At 66.7% G+C, this 16319-nt stretch carries 12 protein-coding genes; 9 read left to right on the plus strand and 3 right to left on the minus strand.

Annotated features, from left to right (window positions below; translation table 11 throughout):
* Positions 1–913: 913 nt before the first annotated feature.
* The 6 genes from wecB to CFB50_RS07110 all read left to right on the plus strand — a co-directional run bounded on the left by wecB (position 914) and on the right by CFB50_RS07110 (position 9542).
* Positions 914–2131: a non-hydrolyzing UDP-N-acetylglucosamine 2-epimerase gene (wecB, locus tag CFB50_RS07085; protein ID WP_089445365.1), complete on the plus strand. Its 1218-nt coding sequence runs from the start codon at positions 914–916 to the stop codon at positions 2129–2131.
* Positions 2132–2857: 726 nt separating this feature from the next.
* The gene (locus CFB50_RS07090; protein ID WP_089445366.1) at positions 2858–3319 is read left to right on the plus strand and encodes a (2Fe-2S)-binding protein; all 462 of its coding nucleotides are present in this window, start codon (positions 2858–2860) and stop codon (positions 3317–3319) included.
* Positions 3316–5640, plus strand: a complete 2325-nt coding sequence (locus CFB50_RS07095) for a xanthine dehydrogenase family protein molybdopterin-binding subunit (protein WP_089445367.1) — start codon at positions 3316–3318, stop codon at positions 5638–5640. The genes CFB50_RS07090 and CFB50_RS07095 overlap by 4 nt, the downstream gene beginning before the upstream one ends.
* 68 nt (positions 5641–5708) lie before the next feature.
* Complete coding sequence (locus CFB50_RS07100; protein WP_089445368.1) at positions 5709–6476, plus strand: class II aldolase/adducin family protein; 768 nt, start codon at positions 5709–5711, stop codon at positions 6474–6476.
* Positions 6477–6583: 107 nt separating this feature from the next.
* A complete protein-coding gene (locus tag CFB50_RS07105; protein ID WP_089445369.1) occupies positions 6584–8413 on the plus strand; it encodes an acyl-CoA dehydrogenase in 1830 nt (609 codons plus the stop codon).
* Positions 8414–8561: 148 nt separating this feature from the next.
* On the plus strand, positions 8562–9542 hold the full coding sequence (locus tag CFB50_RS07110; RefSeq protein WP_089445370.1) for an NADPH:quinone oxidoreductase family protein: 981 nt from the start codon (positions 8562–8564) through the stop codon (positions 9540–9542).
* A 63-nt stretch (positions 9543–9605) separates the two neighbouring features.
* Here the strand turns inward: CFB50_RS07110 and CFB50_RS07115 are convergent, their stop codons facing one another.
* Together CFB50_RS07115 and CFB50_RS07120 are read right to left on the minus strand one after the other, a co-directional pair.
* Positions 9606–10250 carry an SGNH/GDSL hydrolase family protein gene (locus CFB50_RS07115; RefSeq protein WP_089446055.1) on the minus strand — a complete coding sequence of 215 codons (645 nt, stop codon included), beginning with the start codon at positions 10248–10250 and terminating at the stop codon, positions 9606–9608.
* 22 nt (positions 10251–10272) lie between these two features.
* A complete protein-coding gene (locus tag CFB50_RS07120; RefSeq protein ID WP_179254155.1) occupies positions 10273–10809 on the minus strand; it encodes a PadR family transcriptional regulator in 537 nt (178 codons plus the stop codon).
* A gap of 150 nt (positions 10810–10959) precedes the next feature.
* Here CFB50_RS07120 and CFB50_RS07125 point away from each other — a divergent pair, with 150 nt between their 5' ends.
* Both CFB50_RS07125 and CFB50_RS07130 read left to right on the plus strand, forming a co-directional pair.
* Positions 10960–12984, plus strand: a complete 2025-nt coding sequence (locus CFB50_RS07125; RefSeq protein WP_089445372.1) for an NADPH-dependent 2,4-dienoyl-CoA reductase — start codon at positions 10960–10962, stop codon at positions 12982–12984.
* Between the two features lie 43 nt (positions 12985–13027).
* Complete coding sequence (locus tag CFB50_RS07130; protein ID WP_089445373.1) at positions 13028–13468, plus strand: nuclear transport factor 2 family protein; 441 nt, start codon at positions 13028–13030, stop codon at positions 13466–13468.
* Positions 13469–13502: 34 nt separating this feature from the next.
* Here the strand turns inward: CFB50_RS07130 and CFB50_RS07135 are convergent, their stop codons facing one another.
* Positions 13503–14936, minus strand: coding sequence for an aminotransferase-like domain-containing protein (locus CFB50_RS07135; protein ID WP_089445374.1), 1434 nt, complete (start codon positions 14934–14936; stop codon positions 13503–13505).
* A gap of 167 nt (positions 14937–15103) precedes the next feature.
* On the opposite strand from CFB50_RS07135, the gene CFB50_RS07140 reads away from it, so the two are divergent.
* Positions 15104–16264: a pyridoxal phosphate-dependent aminotransferase gene (locus CFB50_RS07140; RefSeq protein WP_089445375.1), complete on the plus strand. Its 1161-nt coding sequence runs from the start codon at positions 15104–15106 to the stop codon at positions 16262–16264.
* Positions 16265–16319: the final 55 nt, after the last annotated feature.

The raw sequence follows: 16319 nt of genomic DNA on the forward strand, positions 1-16319 counted from the left end.
CGCGAACGACGGCGGAGATTTTTGATTCATCGAAGAATCAGTGTGCCCCCCCCGGCCGGATGCCCGCACGTGATCGGCGTCGCAGCATGTACGTGTCGAGCGTCGAGCGAATTGTCTGCCGAACCTGCGCCGCCTTGGCAGTGCGACGCCGCGCGCCGATGCGCATCGAGTCGTTCGTTGCGTGTGCATCGACCGGAATGCCGGCGCATTCCATGAGGGCGCGTGCGTTGCATGGGCCGGACGCCGATGCGACAACCCCGTTCCGGATCCGCGTTACACATTCGCAACATTTCCCACCCCGTCGATTCGTGCGACGTGAATGACTTTGCGTGTCGAATTGATCCGTCGAGCATGACCACGGCCAGACGATCGCTCGCGCCGTCGGCTGCACAGACAAAAGTGGCGGAGCGAGGAAGCGCAACGCGTTTCGACGGATGCGAGCGATTCGATGCGCAACGGACGCTCGGCATGCATTCGAGATTCCTCGGACGACGTCGTCGAAGGGACCGTGCGACTGCCCGGATATTTGCCTGTATCGCGCCTGGGTGGCGCTGCGACACACGTAGCAGTTGTGAAACATTCCGTCGCGCACGGTGGGTGCGCGGTGCATGCAGTGTGAACTGGACACGGTCGCAGGGCGGCTGGTTTGAATATTGCTGTAAGGAAAAGACGTGACGAACAGACGGGACGCCTGGCCAAGCGAGGAACGACTCATGACGTGACTGATCAAGTGGCAACGGGACGCCGGTAGTACGACGATTCGCGTGGCGCAGACCGCGCGAACCAGGTGGCGTGCTCGCTCCGCGACACCGCAGCGTGTCGACCGTGTGCGAGTACGGGAGGCGCCGCCTGAATACATGCTTCGCACCGCGAGCAGGTTCATTCAGCGCGAAACGGTTCAACGAGGATAACGATGAAAAAGATTTTGCTTGTGTTCGGGACTCGGCCGGAGGCCATCAAGATGGCACCGCTGGTGCGTGCTTTGAAGGCACAAGCCGGTGTCGACGCCAGGGTATGCGTGACCGCGCAGCACCGCGAAATGCTCGATCAGGTGCTGACGCTGTTCGACATCAAGCCCGACTACGATCTCAACGTGATGCGCCGAAGTCAGACGCTGACCGACGTGACGACGGGCATTCTGCAGGCAATCGGCATCGTCTTCGACGAATTGCGTCCGGACGTCGTGCTGGTCCACGGCGATACAACGACCACGCTCGCGGTCAGTCTCGCGGCGTTTTACCGCTATCTGCCGGTCGGGCACGTGGAGGCCGGCTTGCGTAGCGGTGACATCTGGTCGCCCTGGCCGGAGGAGCTGAACCGCCGCGTGACCGATGCCGTGTCGTCGTGGCATTTCGCACCGACCGGGCAGGCACGGGACAACCTGCTCAGCGAGGGCGTATCGGGCGGGGCGGTCGTGCTGACCGGCAATACCGTGATCGATGCGCTGCACGACGTCAAGCGCATGCTCGATCACACCACGGCGTTGTCGGAGAAGGTTGCGGGACAGTTTCCGTTTCTCGAACCGTCGCGGCGCGTCGTGTTGATCACCGGGCATCGTCGCGAAAGTTTCGGCGAGCCGTTCCAGAATTTCTGCGATGCGCTGTGCACGCTCGCGAACCGCTATCCCGACGCGCAGTTCGTCTATCCGCTGCACATGAATCCGAACGTGCGAGAGCCGGCGCGCACCCGGCTCGGCCACCTGCCGAACATCTACCTGATCGAGCCGCAGGAGTATCTGTCGTTTGTATTCCTGATGTCTCGCGCGCATTTCATCATCACCGATTCGGGCGGCATTCAGGAAGAAGGGCCGGCGCTGGGCAAGCCGGTGCTGGTTACGCGCGAGACGACGGAGCGGCCCGAAGCGATTCAAGCCGGCACCGCGCGGCTCGTCGGTACCGATCAGGAACGGATCGTGTGGGAGGCATCACGGCTGTTCGATAGCGACAGCGCGTACGGGGAAATGGCGCGGGCGAGCAATCCATACGGCGACGGTCACGCGAGCGAGCGGATCGTTCACGCGCTGATGCGTAATCCGGGGGCACCCGCGAAGGCAACGACCTTTTCGATGCGGTCGTCGGAGATGCCGTTCAATGCGCTCACGCTGGGGTTGCAGGCGTTGAGATCGCCGTGAGCGTGGCTGGGCACCCGCATGCCGTACGAGCGGGGTGCCCGCAATCACTGGAGCGCCGATCGAGGCCACGCTGGTCGGGAATCGTACCGGGTAGCCCGGCGCGGCATCGTTCCCGGCCGGCGTTGGCAATCCATTGAAGCGCGTGCAATCGGCTTGAAGCACTGGCGCTCGACGTCAGCGCCATGTGACGCACCAGCGTCGCCCCCTCATCGCCCGCCGGGACGGGCGCGTCAGTGGGTCCCACTCGCGTGACGAGCGTCATGCGTCATCGATTCCCTTTCAACCTCTCCCCGGTTTGTCACTCGCCCGTGCCGACATGCACCGGCGACGCAAAACTGCCGCACATCAGTTAGAGTTGGAGCCCGGGCGATTCCGCATACGATTCCAGCTCCCGTGAGCAATGTCGAAGCTGCCGGGGCCGGACATGGCACGCAGGTGCCGCGATCCGGGTCGCCCTTTCTGGCAGTTCCGACATGATCGCGTTGCCGGCGTGACGGTTTGCATGGGGCAGAATCCGGGCGGGTGCGTGCCCGCTATCCATCCGGATCGCATGCCCGATGGCCATCCCAGCCCGCCGCACCGATTACAACGCATTGACCGCCGGTCCAGCCGGCGGAGCAGTCCACAAGACGGCGCGGGACCGGCGCAGCAGGGCGCACCCGCCGCCGTTCGAATCCCCACCGGCACCCGTGGTGCGATGCGGGCGCCTCGACCAGGAGGTGAACGATGATCACGCTGACCGTCAACGGTAGCGAGCAACACTTCGACGGCAATCCCGACATGCCGTTGCTCTGGTATCTGCGCGATGTCCTCGGCCATACCGGCACCAAGTTCGGCTGCGGCATGGCGCTGTGCGGCGCCTGCACCGTGCACCTCGACGGCGTGGCGATCCGCTCGTGCATCACCCCGGTCGCGGCCGCTTCCGGCAAGCGCGTGACGACGATCGAGGGACTGTCGACGGACGTCGATCATCCGCTGCAGCAGGCCTGGCAGGAACTGAACGTCGCGCAGTGCGGCTACTGCCAGTCCGGACAGATCATGCAGGCCGCATCGCTGCTGAAAACGAATCCCCATCCGACCGACGCCGACATCGACGATGCGATGTCCGGCAACATCTGCCGCTGCGGCACCTACACGCGCATTCGTGCGGCGATCCGCCTGGCTGTACGCCGCGGAGGTGCCGCATGAGCGCACCCGAACTCTCCGTCCATAACGAAAGCCGTCGCGCGCTGCTGCTCGGCTTCGCGTCCGGTGGGCTGCTGCTCGCGTTCGGCGTGCCGTCGCTCGTCCACGCGGCGACACCGGTGCAGCCACCCGTCAGCGCGAATCCGCAGTATGGCGGCGCGGGGATGCCGCACGGGTTGCGCGACGATCCGCACCTGTTCGTCGCGATCGCACCGGACGGTACGGTCACCGTAACCTGCATCCGTTCCGAGATGGGGCAGGGCGTGCGCACGAGCGTCGCGCTCGTGGTGGCGGACGAGCTGGGCGCCGACTGGGCGCGCGTGAAGGTCGCGCAGGCCGTCGGCGACGAGCCGCGCTACGGCAACCAGAACACCGACGGATCGCGCAGCCTGCGCCAGAGCTTCGCCGCGCTGCGCCGCGCGGGCGCGGCCGCGCGCACGATGCTCGAGCAGGCGGCCGCCGCGGCGTGGGGCGTCGATGCGCGTCAGGTCAAGGCGACGGTGCATGAGGTCGTCGACACGAAGAGCGGGCGCAAGCTCGGCTTCGGTGAACTGGCGGCGAAGGCAGCGGCGCTGCCGGCGCCGGATCCGGCCACGGTGGCGCAGAAGGCGCCGGCCGAATTCCGCTATATCGGCAAGGGCGAAACGGCGTTGATCGACGGGCGCGACATCGTCGGCGGCCGTGCGCACTATGGGATCGACACGCGGCTCGACGGGATGCTGTATGCGGTCGTCGCGCGACCGCCGGCCCACGGCGACACGGTGGGGTCGTTCGATGCATCGGCGGCGGAGAAGCTGCCGGGTGTCGTCAAGGTCGTGCAGCTGGCGCAAACACCGCTGCCGTCCGGTTTCCAGCCGCTCGGCGGCGTGGCCGTCGTCGCGCGCGATACGTGGACGGCGATCCAGGCGCGCGCGCAACTGAAGATCGACTGGAAGCGCGGGCCCAACGCGAACTACGATTCCGCCGCGTATCGCAAGACGCTCGAAGCGGCCGCCGCGCAGCCGGGCGACGTGATCCGCAACGACGGCGACGCGACGGCGGCACTGGCCGGCGCCGCGAAGCGCGTGCGTGCGACGTACTACATCCCGCATCTCGCGCACGCGACGATGGAGCCGCCCGCGGCCGTCGCGCGCGTGGCCGACGGCCGCTGCGACGTGTGGACCTGCACGCAGGCGCCGCAGACCACGCGCGACGAGGTCGCGAAGGCGCTCGGGTTGCCGACGGAACGCGTGACGGTCAACGTGACGCTGCTCGGCGGCGGTTTCGGCCGCAAGTCGAAGCCCGACTACGTGGTGGAGGCGGCGCTGCTGTCGAAGGCGGTCGGCGCGCCCGTCAAGCTGACGTTCACGCGTGAGGACGACATCGCGCACGACTATTTCCACGCGGTGTCGCTCGAGGCGTTCGACGGCGGGATCGATGCGTCAGGGAAGGTGGTCGCGTGGCAGCATCGCACGGTCGCGCCGTCGATCCAGTCGACGTTCAGGGCCGGCGTCGTGCATGAGCAGCCGGGAGAACTCGCACAAGGGATCGCGGACCTGCCGTTCGCGATTCCGAACGTGCGGATCGAGAATCCGGCCGCGGAAGCGCACACGCGGATCGGCTGGTTCCGCTCGGTCTACAACATCCCGCATGCGTTCGGCATCCAGAGCTTCGTGTCGGAGCTGGCGCATGCGGCCGGCCGCGACCCGAAGGATTTCCTGCTCGACCTGATCGGGCCCGCGCGGCGTTTCGAGCCGCACATCACGGTGAAGAACACGAACTACGGCGAGGATCCGGCGCTGTATCCGATCGATACCGGCCGGCTGCGGCGCGTGGTCGAGAGGGTCGCGCACGGCGCCGGCTGGGGGCGCAAGCTGCCGAAGGGGCACGGGCTCGGGATCGCCGCACATCGCAGCTTCGTGTCGTACACGGCGGTGGTGTGCGAGGTGCAGGTCGATGCCGACGGCAAGATCACGGTGCCGCGCGTCGACATCGCGATCGACTGCGGGCCGCAGGTCAATCCGGAGCGGGTACGCTCGCAGCTCGAGGGCGCGGTGGTGATGGGGCTCGGCATCGCGCTGCACGGCGAGATCACGTTCAAGGACGGCCATCCGGAGCAGAGCAACTTCAACGGCTTCCAGGTGCTGCGCATGAACGAGGCGCCGCGCGAAATCCGCGTGCATCTCGTCGCGCCGGACGATTTTGCGACACCGCTCGGCGGCGTGGGCGAGCCGGGCCTGCCGCCCGTTGCGCCGGCGCTGACCAATGCGATCTTCGCGGCGACCGGCACGCGCATCCGCAGCCTGCCGGTTGCGGATCAGCTCGCGAAGCCCCGGGCAGGGTGACACAATCCCCAGGCCGGGCCGCATCGTGCGGCCCGGTACGCATCCATCCTTGAACGAGGAGTGTCGACGTGGCCTCATCCGATGTCAGCGTGAAGCAGGCAGTTTCCCCGACCGAATGGGACGCGCGAGTCAACCTGGCGGCGGCTTACCGCCTCACCGCGCTGTTCGGCTGGGACGATCTCGTGTTCACCCATATTTCCGCGCGTGTGCCCGGCCCCGAGCACCACTTCTTGATCAACCCGTACGGGATGATGTTCGACGAGATCACGGCATCGTCGCTGGTGAAGGTCGATCTCGACGGACGCAAGGTGTCCGAATCACCTTACGAGATCAACCCGGCCGGCTTCACCATTCACAGCGCGGTGCATGCGGCCCGCGAAGACGCGCTGTGCGTGATGCATACGCATTCGATCAACGGCGTCGCCGTGTCGGCGCAGGAAGGCGGCTTGCTGCCGCTGTCGCAGCAGTCGCTCGGCGTGTTGGCGTCGCTCGGCTATCACGACTATGAGGGCATTGCGCTCAACGAGGGCGAGAAAGCGCGCCTCGTGCACGACCTCGGCGCCAACACGAACCTGATGCTGCGCAATCACGGCTTGCTGACCGTCGGCGCGACGCCGGCGGACGCGTTCGTCGCGATGTATTTCTTCGAAGCGGCCTGCATGATCCAGGTCCGTGCGCAGGCGGGCGGCTCGGCGCTGTTGCCGATCGCGCAACCGATTCTCGACGGCATCAAGCAGCAGATCGCCGCGGTGACGCGCGGGATGGGCGCCGGGGCGCTCGTCTGGCCCGGCTTGCTGCGCCGGCTCGATCGGCGCAATCCCGGTTACGCGGACTAGCGGATCCGTCGTTGTCGTTTTAGAACGACCGTGCTAAATTCCTGCCAGCACTTTCAGTCAAGCAACCCTTCATTCGGCTGACGAAGCCGGCCCCGGGAGGCAGCACGATGAGCCTGTTGATGTCGCGACGCGATCTCGCGTTCCTGCTGTATGACTGGCTCGACGCGGAAGCGCTCGTCGCGCTGCCGCGTTACGCCGAGCACAGTCGCGAGACGTTCGACGCGGTGCTCGACACCAGCGAGCGGATTGCCGAAGACCTGTTCGCTCCGCATGCGGCACGTGGCGATCGCGAGGAACCGCAGTTCGACGGCGAGCGCGTGACGCTGATCCCGGACGTCGAACCGGCCGTGCGCGCCTTTGCGGACGCCGGGCTGATCGCCGCGGGCCATGACGAAGCGCTCGGCGGCATGCGCTTGCCGAAGCTGGTCGAAGCCGCATCGTTCCTGTTCTTCCAGGCCGCGAACATCGCGACGTCCGCCTATCCGTTCCTGACCGCCGCCAACGCGAACCTGCTCGTCGCGCACGGCAGCGCCGCGCAGATCGATGCGTTCGCGCGCCCGGAGCTGGAAGGGCGCTATCTCGGCACCATGTGCCTGTCCGAGCCGCAAGCCGGTTCGTCGCTGTCCGACATCGCGACGCGCGCGGATTTCGAAGGCGACTCGCCGCTCGGCCCGCGCTACCGGCTGACCGGCAACAAGATGTGGATCTCGGGCGGCGAACACGAGCTGACGGAGAACATCGTCCACCTCGTGCTCGCGAAGATTCCCGACGAACACGGCCGGCTGCCGCCCGGCACGCGCGGCATTTCGCTGTTCATCGTGCCCAAGTACCTGCCGGGCGCCGACGGCGCGGCGCTGGGCGAGCACAACGACGTGGTGCTCGCGGGGCTGAACCACAAGATGGGCTATCGCGGCACCACCAACTGCCTGCTGAACTTCGGCGAAGGCACGCGCTACCGTCCCGAAGGGCGTGCGGGCGCGATCGGCTATCTGGTCGGCCAGCCGAACCACGGCCTCGCCTACATGTTCCACATGATGAACGAGGCGCGCATCGGTGTCGGCGCGGGCGCGGTGGCGCTCGGCTACACGGGTTATCTGCACGCGCTCGACTATGCGCGCAACCGGCCGCAGGGGCGCCCGCTCGGGCCGGCGGGCAAGGATGCCGCCGCGCCGCAGGCGCCGATCGTCGAACATCCGGACGTGCGGCGCATGCTGCTCGCGCAGAAGGCCTATGTCGAAGGCGGTCTGGCGCTGATCCTGTATTGCGCGAAGCAGGTCGATGAAGCACGCGCGCACGACGATGCGGACGTGCGCGCTCAATCCACGCGCCTGCTCGACATCCTGACGCCAATCGCGAAAAGCTGGCCGTCGCAATGGTGTCTCGCCGCGAACGACCTCGCGATCCAGGTGCACGGCGGCTATGGCTATACGCGCGATTACGCGGTCGAGCGGCTCTATCGCGACAATCGTCTCAATCCGATTCACGAAGGCACGCACGGAATCCAGGCGCTCGACCTGCTGGGTCGCAAGGTCGCACAGGACGATGGCGCGTTGCTGCACGCACTCGATGCGCGGATCGGCGCGACCGTCGAACGCGCGCGGATGCTCGATGCCGGCCTGCGCGAACAGGCCGATGCGCTGGCGAAGCGGTGGGCGCGGCTGGTCGAGGTCACACGGCAACTCGGCGCGATCGGCGATCCGCAGGCGCGGCTCGCGAACGCGAGCGTCTACCTGGAAGCGTTCGGCCATCTCGTCGTTGCGTGGCTGTGGCTCGACGTGACGCTCGCCGCGCACGGGCACGCCGACGATTTCCACGACGGCAAGCGTGCGGCGGCCCGCTATTTCTTCAACTGGGAATTGCCGAAAGTGGATGCGCAGCTCGATCTGCTCGCGAGCGTCGACACGACGACGCTCGACATGCGCGACGCGTGGTTCTGATCATGGCTTCACCGACATTCCGGAATGCAGACGATGTCGCGGATGCCGATTTTGTCGGCTGTTGCGTATTCGCCGTGAACCGGCCGTGCGGGCGTGTCCCGCGGGATGACTCGACGCGCGGCCACGCCGCACAAGGAGAGAGACGAACATGAAAGCCCTGTTGTGTACCGCATTCGGCCCGATCGACAGCTTGCGCATCGAGGACGTGGCGATTCCCGAACCGGCCGCGGGCCAGGTCCGGGTTCAGGTGAAGGCCGCGTCGCTCAATTTCCCCGACGCGCTGATCGTCCAGGGGCTGTACCAGGTGAAGCCGACGCTGCCGTTTTCGCCCGGCGCGGAATTTGCCGGCGTGATCGACGCGGTGGGCGAGGGCGTGACCGCGTGGCAGCCGGGTGATTCGGTGGTCGCGTTCACCGGGCACGGCGGGTTCGCGCAGCAGTGCGTGGCCGACGTGCACCAGATTGCCGCGCTGCCGCCGGGCATGACATTCGAGCAGGGCGCGGCGCTCGTGCTCGCGTACGGCACGTCGCTGCACGCGTTGCAGCAGCGCGCGCGGCTGCAAGAAGGCGAGACGTTGCTCGTACTGGGCGCGGCGGGCGGCGTTGGCCTCGCCGCGATCGAGATCGCGAAGGCGCTCGGCGCGCGCGTGATCGCGGCGGCGTCGAGTGCGGACAAGCTGGCGCTGTGCCGTGAAGCGGGCGCCGACGAGACGATCGACTATGCGACCGAAGACCTGCGCCGCCGCGTGGACGAATTGACCGGCGGGCGCGGTGCCGACGTCGTCTACGATCCGGTGGGCGGTGCCTACAGTGAAGCGGCGCTGCGCGCGACCGCGTGGCGCGGCCGGTTCCTCGTGGTCGGCTTCGCGGCCGGCGAGATTCCGAAGATCGCGCTGAACCTGGCGCTGCTCAAGGAGCGCGACATTCTGGGTGTGTTCTGGGGCGATGCGGTGCGCCGCGATCCGAAGCAGCATGTCGCGAACATGCGCCTGCTTGCCGAATGGTTCGCGGCCGGCAAGGTACGACTCGCGATCACCGAGCGCGTGTCGCTGGCCGATGCGGCCGATGCGATCGCGCGGATGGCCAACCGGCAGGTGAAGGGCAAGGTGGTGATCCTGCCGGACGCGTGACCGGTTTTCCGCGCGCGGCGTGCCGGTGGACGCCGCGCGGTTGTGGTTCAGTGCTCGTCCGCGTTACACAATCTGCTGCAGAAGGGCCGCGACGCGCTGCCCGAGCGCACGATGCTGATCGGCCGCGAAGTGAACGCCATCCACCGGGCTCACCTCGATGATCGCGCCGGCATCGAGAAAGTGCGCACCGGCGTCGCTTGCCACCTGTTCGTACCGCTTCGCGAGCTGCCTCGACTTCGCGGCGCCGCCCGCGAAGATCTCGCCGAGGAAGCCGACCTCGACGATCGGCGCAGGCGCCATCAGCACGAGCTTCGGTGACGTACCGGACGGGCCGGCACCGCACGCAGCGATCTCGGCAAGCAGCACGCCGACCGACGTCGCGATGTCGGCGGGGGTGACCGAGAAGCGTGTCTTCAGATCGTTGGTCCCGAGCATCAGCACGACGACATCGACGGGCAAGTGACTTTCGAGGCACGCGCGCAGATACGACAAGCCGTTCTTGTGCCGGCCTTCGATCGGATCGTCATGCACGGTCGTGCGCGCGGGCAATCCTTCTTCGATGACCCGCCAGCTCGCGCCGAGCGTGTGCGCCAGCACGCCGGTCCAGCGTTCTTCGCGTGCGAACCGCTCCAGTACGCCGGCGCGCGTCATCGGGCGGGTGCCGTGTGTGTTTGAATCGCCATAGCAGAGCACGGTTTTCTGCGTCATCGTCATGTCCTCCGTCAGTCGTTCAGTCTTTCGGCAAGCGCAGCACGTCGAGCGCATGCTGCGAGAATTCGACCCAGAACCGCTCGTTCGCGATGCCGGCCTGCAGGACCAGGTGCTGAAGGCGCTTCGTGCGCGAATCGACCGCTTCCGAGAAATCGCGTGCCTCGATCTGCAGATACAGGTCGAGCTTCTCCTGGTGCAACGCGATGCGTCGCCTGATTTCGTCCTCGAGGCCGGCCGGGCCGAGCACCGCTTCCGCACGCAGGCGCACCATCAACGCCTCGCGCAGCGGCGTCGGGTCTTCCTGTTCAGCGATCCAGCGCCGCAACTCCTTCTTGCCGGCCGGCAGGATCCGGTACGCGCGCTTGCGGCCGCGCCCCGATTCGGCCGGCAGCGATTCGATCCAGCCCGTTTCCTCGAGACGCCCCAGCTCGCGGTAGATCTGCTGATGCGTCGCCTGCCAGAAATAGCCGATCGAGCGATCGAAGCGGTCGGCGAGTTCGGAGCCTGAACCCGGGCGTTCGGCGAGAGCGGTGAGGAGTGCGTGGGGCAGGGACATGTCGGATCGGAGGTGGCCTCGGAATGAACCGCATCTTGCCATATCGGGGCCACAGTACAAGATGACGGATGCGTTTATGCAACGGGTTGCATAAACGAAAGCGGTCGACTACTATCTGTGCAACTTGTTGCATAAAAATGGAGACACCCCATGACGTCGCGTTATCCGCATCTGACGACCCCGCTCGAGCTCGGCTTCACGTCGCTCAGGAACCGAGTGCTGATGGGGTCGATGCACGTGGGTCTCGAGGAGGCGCCGAACGGCTTCGAGCGGATGGCGGCGTTCTATGCGGAGCGTGCGCGCGGCGAGGCCGGCCTGAGCGTCACGGGCGGATTCGCGCCGAACGAGCGGGGCCGTCCGGCGCCCGGTGGCGCGATGCTGACGACCGAAGCAGAAGCCGAGCATCATCGTGTCGTGACGCGGGCGGTGCATGCGGAGGGCGGCAAGATCGCGCTGCAGATCCTGCATTTCGGGCGCTACGCGTATCACCCGGCACTCGCCGCGCCGAGTGCGCTGAAGGCGCCGATCAACCCGTTCACGCCGCATGCGCTCACCAGCGATGAAGTCGACGAGACGATCGCCGATTTCGTCCGATGCGCGGCGCTCGCGCAGCATGCGGGCTACGACGGCGTCGAGATCATGGGGTCCGAAGGCTATCTGATCAACGAATTCATCGCCGCGCGTACGAACCATCGCGACGACGCATGGGGCGGCGCCTACGAGAACCGCATCCGCTTCCCGGTCGAGATCGTGCGGCGCGTGCGCGAACGGGTCGGCACGAACTTCATCATCATCTACCGGTTGTCGATGCTCGATCTCGTCGAAGGCGGCTCGACGCTCGACGAAGTGATCCGGCTCGCGCAGGCGATCGAAGCGGCCGGTGCAACGATCATCAATACGGGCATCGGCTGGCACGAGGCGCGCATTCCGACCATCGCGACGAAGGTGCCGCGCGCCGCTTACGCCTGGGTCACGCGGCAATTGACGGGCAAGGTCGGCATCCCGCTCGTCGCGACCAACCGGATCAACACGCCGGAAGTCGCGGAGCAATTGCTGGCCGACGGCTATTGCGACATGGTGTCGATGGCGCGGCCGTTTCTCGCCGATGCCGAGTTCGTCCGCAAGGCGCGGGAAGGGCGCGCGGACGAAATCAACACGTGCATCGGCTGCAACCAGGCCTGCCTCGATCATACGTTCAGCGGCAGGATCACGTCGTGCCTCGTGAATCCGCGCGCGTGCCATGAAACCGAGCTCGTGATTCGCCCCGCGCAGCAGCGCAAGCGGATCGCGGTGGTCGGCGCCGGGCCGGCAGGCCTCGGCTTCGCGGTCATCGCGGCCGAGCGCGGTCATGCGGTGACGCTGTACGAAGCCGGCGCCGAGATCGGCGGCCAATTCAATATCGCGAAGAAGGTGCCCGGCAAGGAAGAGTTCAACGAGACGCTGCGCTATTTCCGCCGGCAGATCGAACTGCGGGGCGTGACGCTCCACCTCAATACGCGTGCGACCGCCGAGATGCTGCTGCAACACGAATTCGACGAAGTGGTGATCGCGACGGGCATCGTGCCGCGCACGCCGCCGATCGACGGCGTCGGGCATGCGAAGGCGCTCGGCTATCTCGATGTCCTGCGCGACGGCAAGGCAGTGGGCCGCAATGTTGCGATCGTCGGCGCCGGCGGGATCGGCTTCGACGTCGCGGAATATCTCGTGCATCGTGCGGGCGCCGCGCACGTCGATGCGGACCGCTTCTTCGCCGAGTGGGGGGTCGACCCGTCGTATGCGAACGCAGGCGGCTTGCGTCATGCACACCCCGAGCCGGCAGCGCGGCAAATTCATCTGCTGCAGCGCAAGGCGTCGAAGGTCGGCGACGGGCTCGGCAAGACCACCGGATGGATCCACCGCACGGCACTGAAGGCGCGCGGCGTCGGGATGTCGTCGGCGGTGACCTACCGGCGCATCGACGACGAAGGATTCCACGTGACGATCGACGGTGTCGAGCAGACGCTGCCGGTGGACAACGTCGTGATCTGCGCGGGGCAGGAGCCGTTGCGCGAACTAGCGGAGCAACTGGAGGCCGCCGGGCGCAAGGTGCACGTGATCGGTGGCGCGTACGAAGCGGCCGAGCTCGACGCGAAGCGCGCGATTCACCAGGGCACGACGCTTGCCGCCACCCTTTGAGACCGATTCGTTTCTTTTCCGCCCGACGATACTGGAGTCTTCGATGACGAACGCACCGCTGCATCTTCAACCTGCTGTCGCGCAATCGCTCGACACGTGGCACGCGATGATCGAACGCAAGGATTTTGGCGCACTGGAATCGATCGTCCATCCGGACGCCGTGTTCCGTTCGCCGATGGCGTTCAAGCCGTACGGGCCGGCGCCCGCGCTAGTGCTGGCGCTGCGCACGGTGATCACGATCCTCGAGGATTTCACCTATCACCGCCAGTTCGTCACCGACGACGGCAAGAGCGTGGTGCTGGAGTTCAGTGCGGCCATCGGCGACAAGGCGCTGAAGGGGATCGACATGATCCGCTTCGACGACGAAGGGCGGATCGTCGAGTTCGAGGTCATGATCCGGCCGTTCAACGGGCTGCAGGCGCTGGGTGCCGAAATGGGCGCGCGACTCGGGCAGCAGTTGCCGTCGTTCAAGCTCGGCGGCTGAGCGGGGCGACTGCGGAGCGGTGGGCGCCGCGCGCTTAGCGCGCGAGTTGTGCCTGTGCGAGCCGGCCCAGGCACCGGACGCCCTCCTCGATGTGAGTGTCCCACACGTGCCCCGCGCTCAGGCGCAGGCAATGGCGAAAGCGCCGACTGGCCGAGAAGATGTCACCCGGCGCGAAGCAAATACCCTGTTCGAGCGCGGCATCGAACAGCGCGCGTGAATCGAATCGCTTCGGCAGTTCGAGCCAGAGCACGAAACCACCGGCTGGCCGGCTCACTTTCGTGCCGGCCGGAAAGTTGGCCTCGATCGTGCGCGTCATCCGCGCCAGGTTCTCCTCGAACACGCGCCGGATGCGGCGCAAGTGCGCATCATATGCGCCGCTCGCAAGGAAGTCGGCCAGCGCAACCTGTGGCAACACGGGGCTGCACAGGCTGAGCGCGAGCTTGCGTTCCATCACCTGCTGAGTGCGCGCGCCCGCCGCAATCCAGCCGATCCGGTATCCCGGGGCGAGGCTCTTCGAGAACGAACTGCAGTAGATCGTATCGGCATCGCTGTCGAGTGCGCTGAACGGCCGCGGCCGATTCCGCCCGAAATGGATGTCGCCGTAGACGTCATCTTCGATCAGCGGCACCCGATGGCGCGCGAGCAGCGCAAGCAGCGCCCGTTTGTCGTCCTCGGTCATCGCGGAACCGAGCGGATTGCCGAAGCTCGACGACAGCACGCAGGCGGCGATTGATTCCGATTCGAGCCGCTGCGCCAGCCTGCCGACGTCGACGCCGCGCAGCGGGTCGGTCGGCAACTCCAGCGCCTTCAGCCCCAGTGCCTCCAGCGTGTGAAGCAGACCGAAATAGGTCGGCGATTCCACCGCGATCGTATCGCCGCGCATTGCCACGGCATTCAGCGCGAGCGTCAATGCTTCGGTGCAGCCATTCGTAACGAGGATGTCGTCCGCGGACAGCGGATGCCCGAAACGCATGGCCCGCCGCGCGATTTCGCGGCGCAGCGCCGGTTCGCCGTAGGGCGCGCAATAGACGTTGTAGCGCGTGCCATGCTGGCGCGCCGCGCGCGCGAGGGCGAGGTCGAGCCGCTTCGATTGCAGCAGCGCAGGATCGGGCACCGCGCATCCGAGCGGCACGAGTGCCGAGTTGGCCGCATGTTCGAGCATCGCGGCGACCGCGCCGCTGATCGACACCGTCGATGCTTTCGCGCGCGAGCGCGACGCGCTCGGCAATGCGAGCGTGCCGCCGCGCGCGGCCGTGACATAGAAGCCGGACTGGGGCCGCGATTCGAGTACGCCGCGATCTTCGAGCAGGCGGTATGCCTGCAGCGCGGTAGAGACGCTGATGCGCTGCTGTTCGCTGACGGCACGCACGGACGGCAGCCGGGTGCCCGGCGCCAGCGTACCGTTCTCGATCATGCCGACGATTAGGTCGGCCAGCTGCCTGTAGCGGAATGATGTCTGCGTTTCCATGGGGTACCAGCGGCAGGGAAGTGTCCGATTATCGGCCGTTCGACGCGATCTCGCCACGCATAATTGTGTCGGTCCAATCGACAGAAAATTGTGGCTGTTATGGTTTTTGTGCGAACGCTACGATGGCGGTGTTTCGATCCATCGATCGACCATTGCGAGGCTTGCTCATGCAGACGACACAAGCGCATTCCGGCGTGTGGCGCGGACGGTTTCCGTACAACGAAATCATCTCGCTGCTCGACGTGAACCGGACCTTCAACCTGGCGGAGAGCACGTCGCAGGACCTGACGGTCGGCGAGCTGCTGGATCTGGCCGGCGTCGAAGCGGTCCGCAACCTGAAGCTCGGCTACAGTCAGTCGGCGGGTGCCGCCGTGCTGCGCGATGCGATTGCCGATTCCTGCGAGGTGCCAGCCGAGCAGATCGTGACGACGCAAGGCACCGCGCTCGGGCTGTTTCTGCTGGCCTATGAAGTGTGCCGTCCCGGCGACGAGGCCGTGCTCGCGACGCCGTGCTTTCCGCCGAGTCGCGACTGCCTGGTCGGCGCCGGCGCGACGGTGAGAGAAGTGCGGCTGTCGTTCGAGAACGGCTACCGGCTGGACCTTGCGCAGTTCGACGCGAACCTGTCGTCGAAGACGCGGCTGGTCAGCATCGCGTCTCCGCAGAATCCGGGCGGTGTACAGGCATCGCGCGCCGAGATCGATGCATTGCTGGCGTTGATGGCGCAACGGTGTCCGGAGGCCATACTGTTCATTGACGAGACCTATCGCGAAGCAAGCTATGGCGATGGCGCCGTGGCAGCCAGTTTCGCGGCGGTCGATCCGCGCATCGTCACGGGTTCGTCGGTATCGAAAGCGCTGGGCGCACCCGGTCTGCGGACCGGGTGGCTCACGGTGGCCGACGCGGCGCTTCGGGCGCGTCTGCTCGTTGCAAAGCTGAATACCGTGATCTCGGGTTCGGTGCTCGACGAGACACTGGCTGCGACCGTGTTGCGCCACCGTGAACACGTGCTCGCGCCTCGGCGCCGTCTGCTTGCGGGCGCGCTCGACATCGTGTCGGGCTGGTGCGATCGTGAACGTGCGCGCGTCGAGTGGGTGCGGCCCGATGCGGGCGCACTGTGCTGCGTGCGGTTGCGTCAGGATGCTTTCGACGAGCAGGCCGTGTCGCGCTTCTGGCAGAAGTTGCCGGATCACGACGTGCAGCTCGCATCAGGGACGTGGTTCGGCGAAAGCAGCCGTGTGTTCAGGCTCGGGTTCGGGTATCTTCCGCTGGAGCGGCTGCCGCCTGCGTTGATGGCGCTGTCTCGGGCGATGGATGCAGCGGCTGCATGAATCGGGTGCCCGGCGTCCGGGCGCGGCGAACCTCATTGAACGTCAGGAGTGACAC

The sequence above is a fragment of the Burkholderia sp. AU33423 genome, assembly GCF_002223135.1.
Lineage (GTDB): Bacteria > Pseudomonadota > Gammaproteobacteria > Burkholderiales > Burkholderiaceae > Burkholderia > Burkholderia lata_D.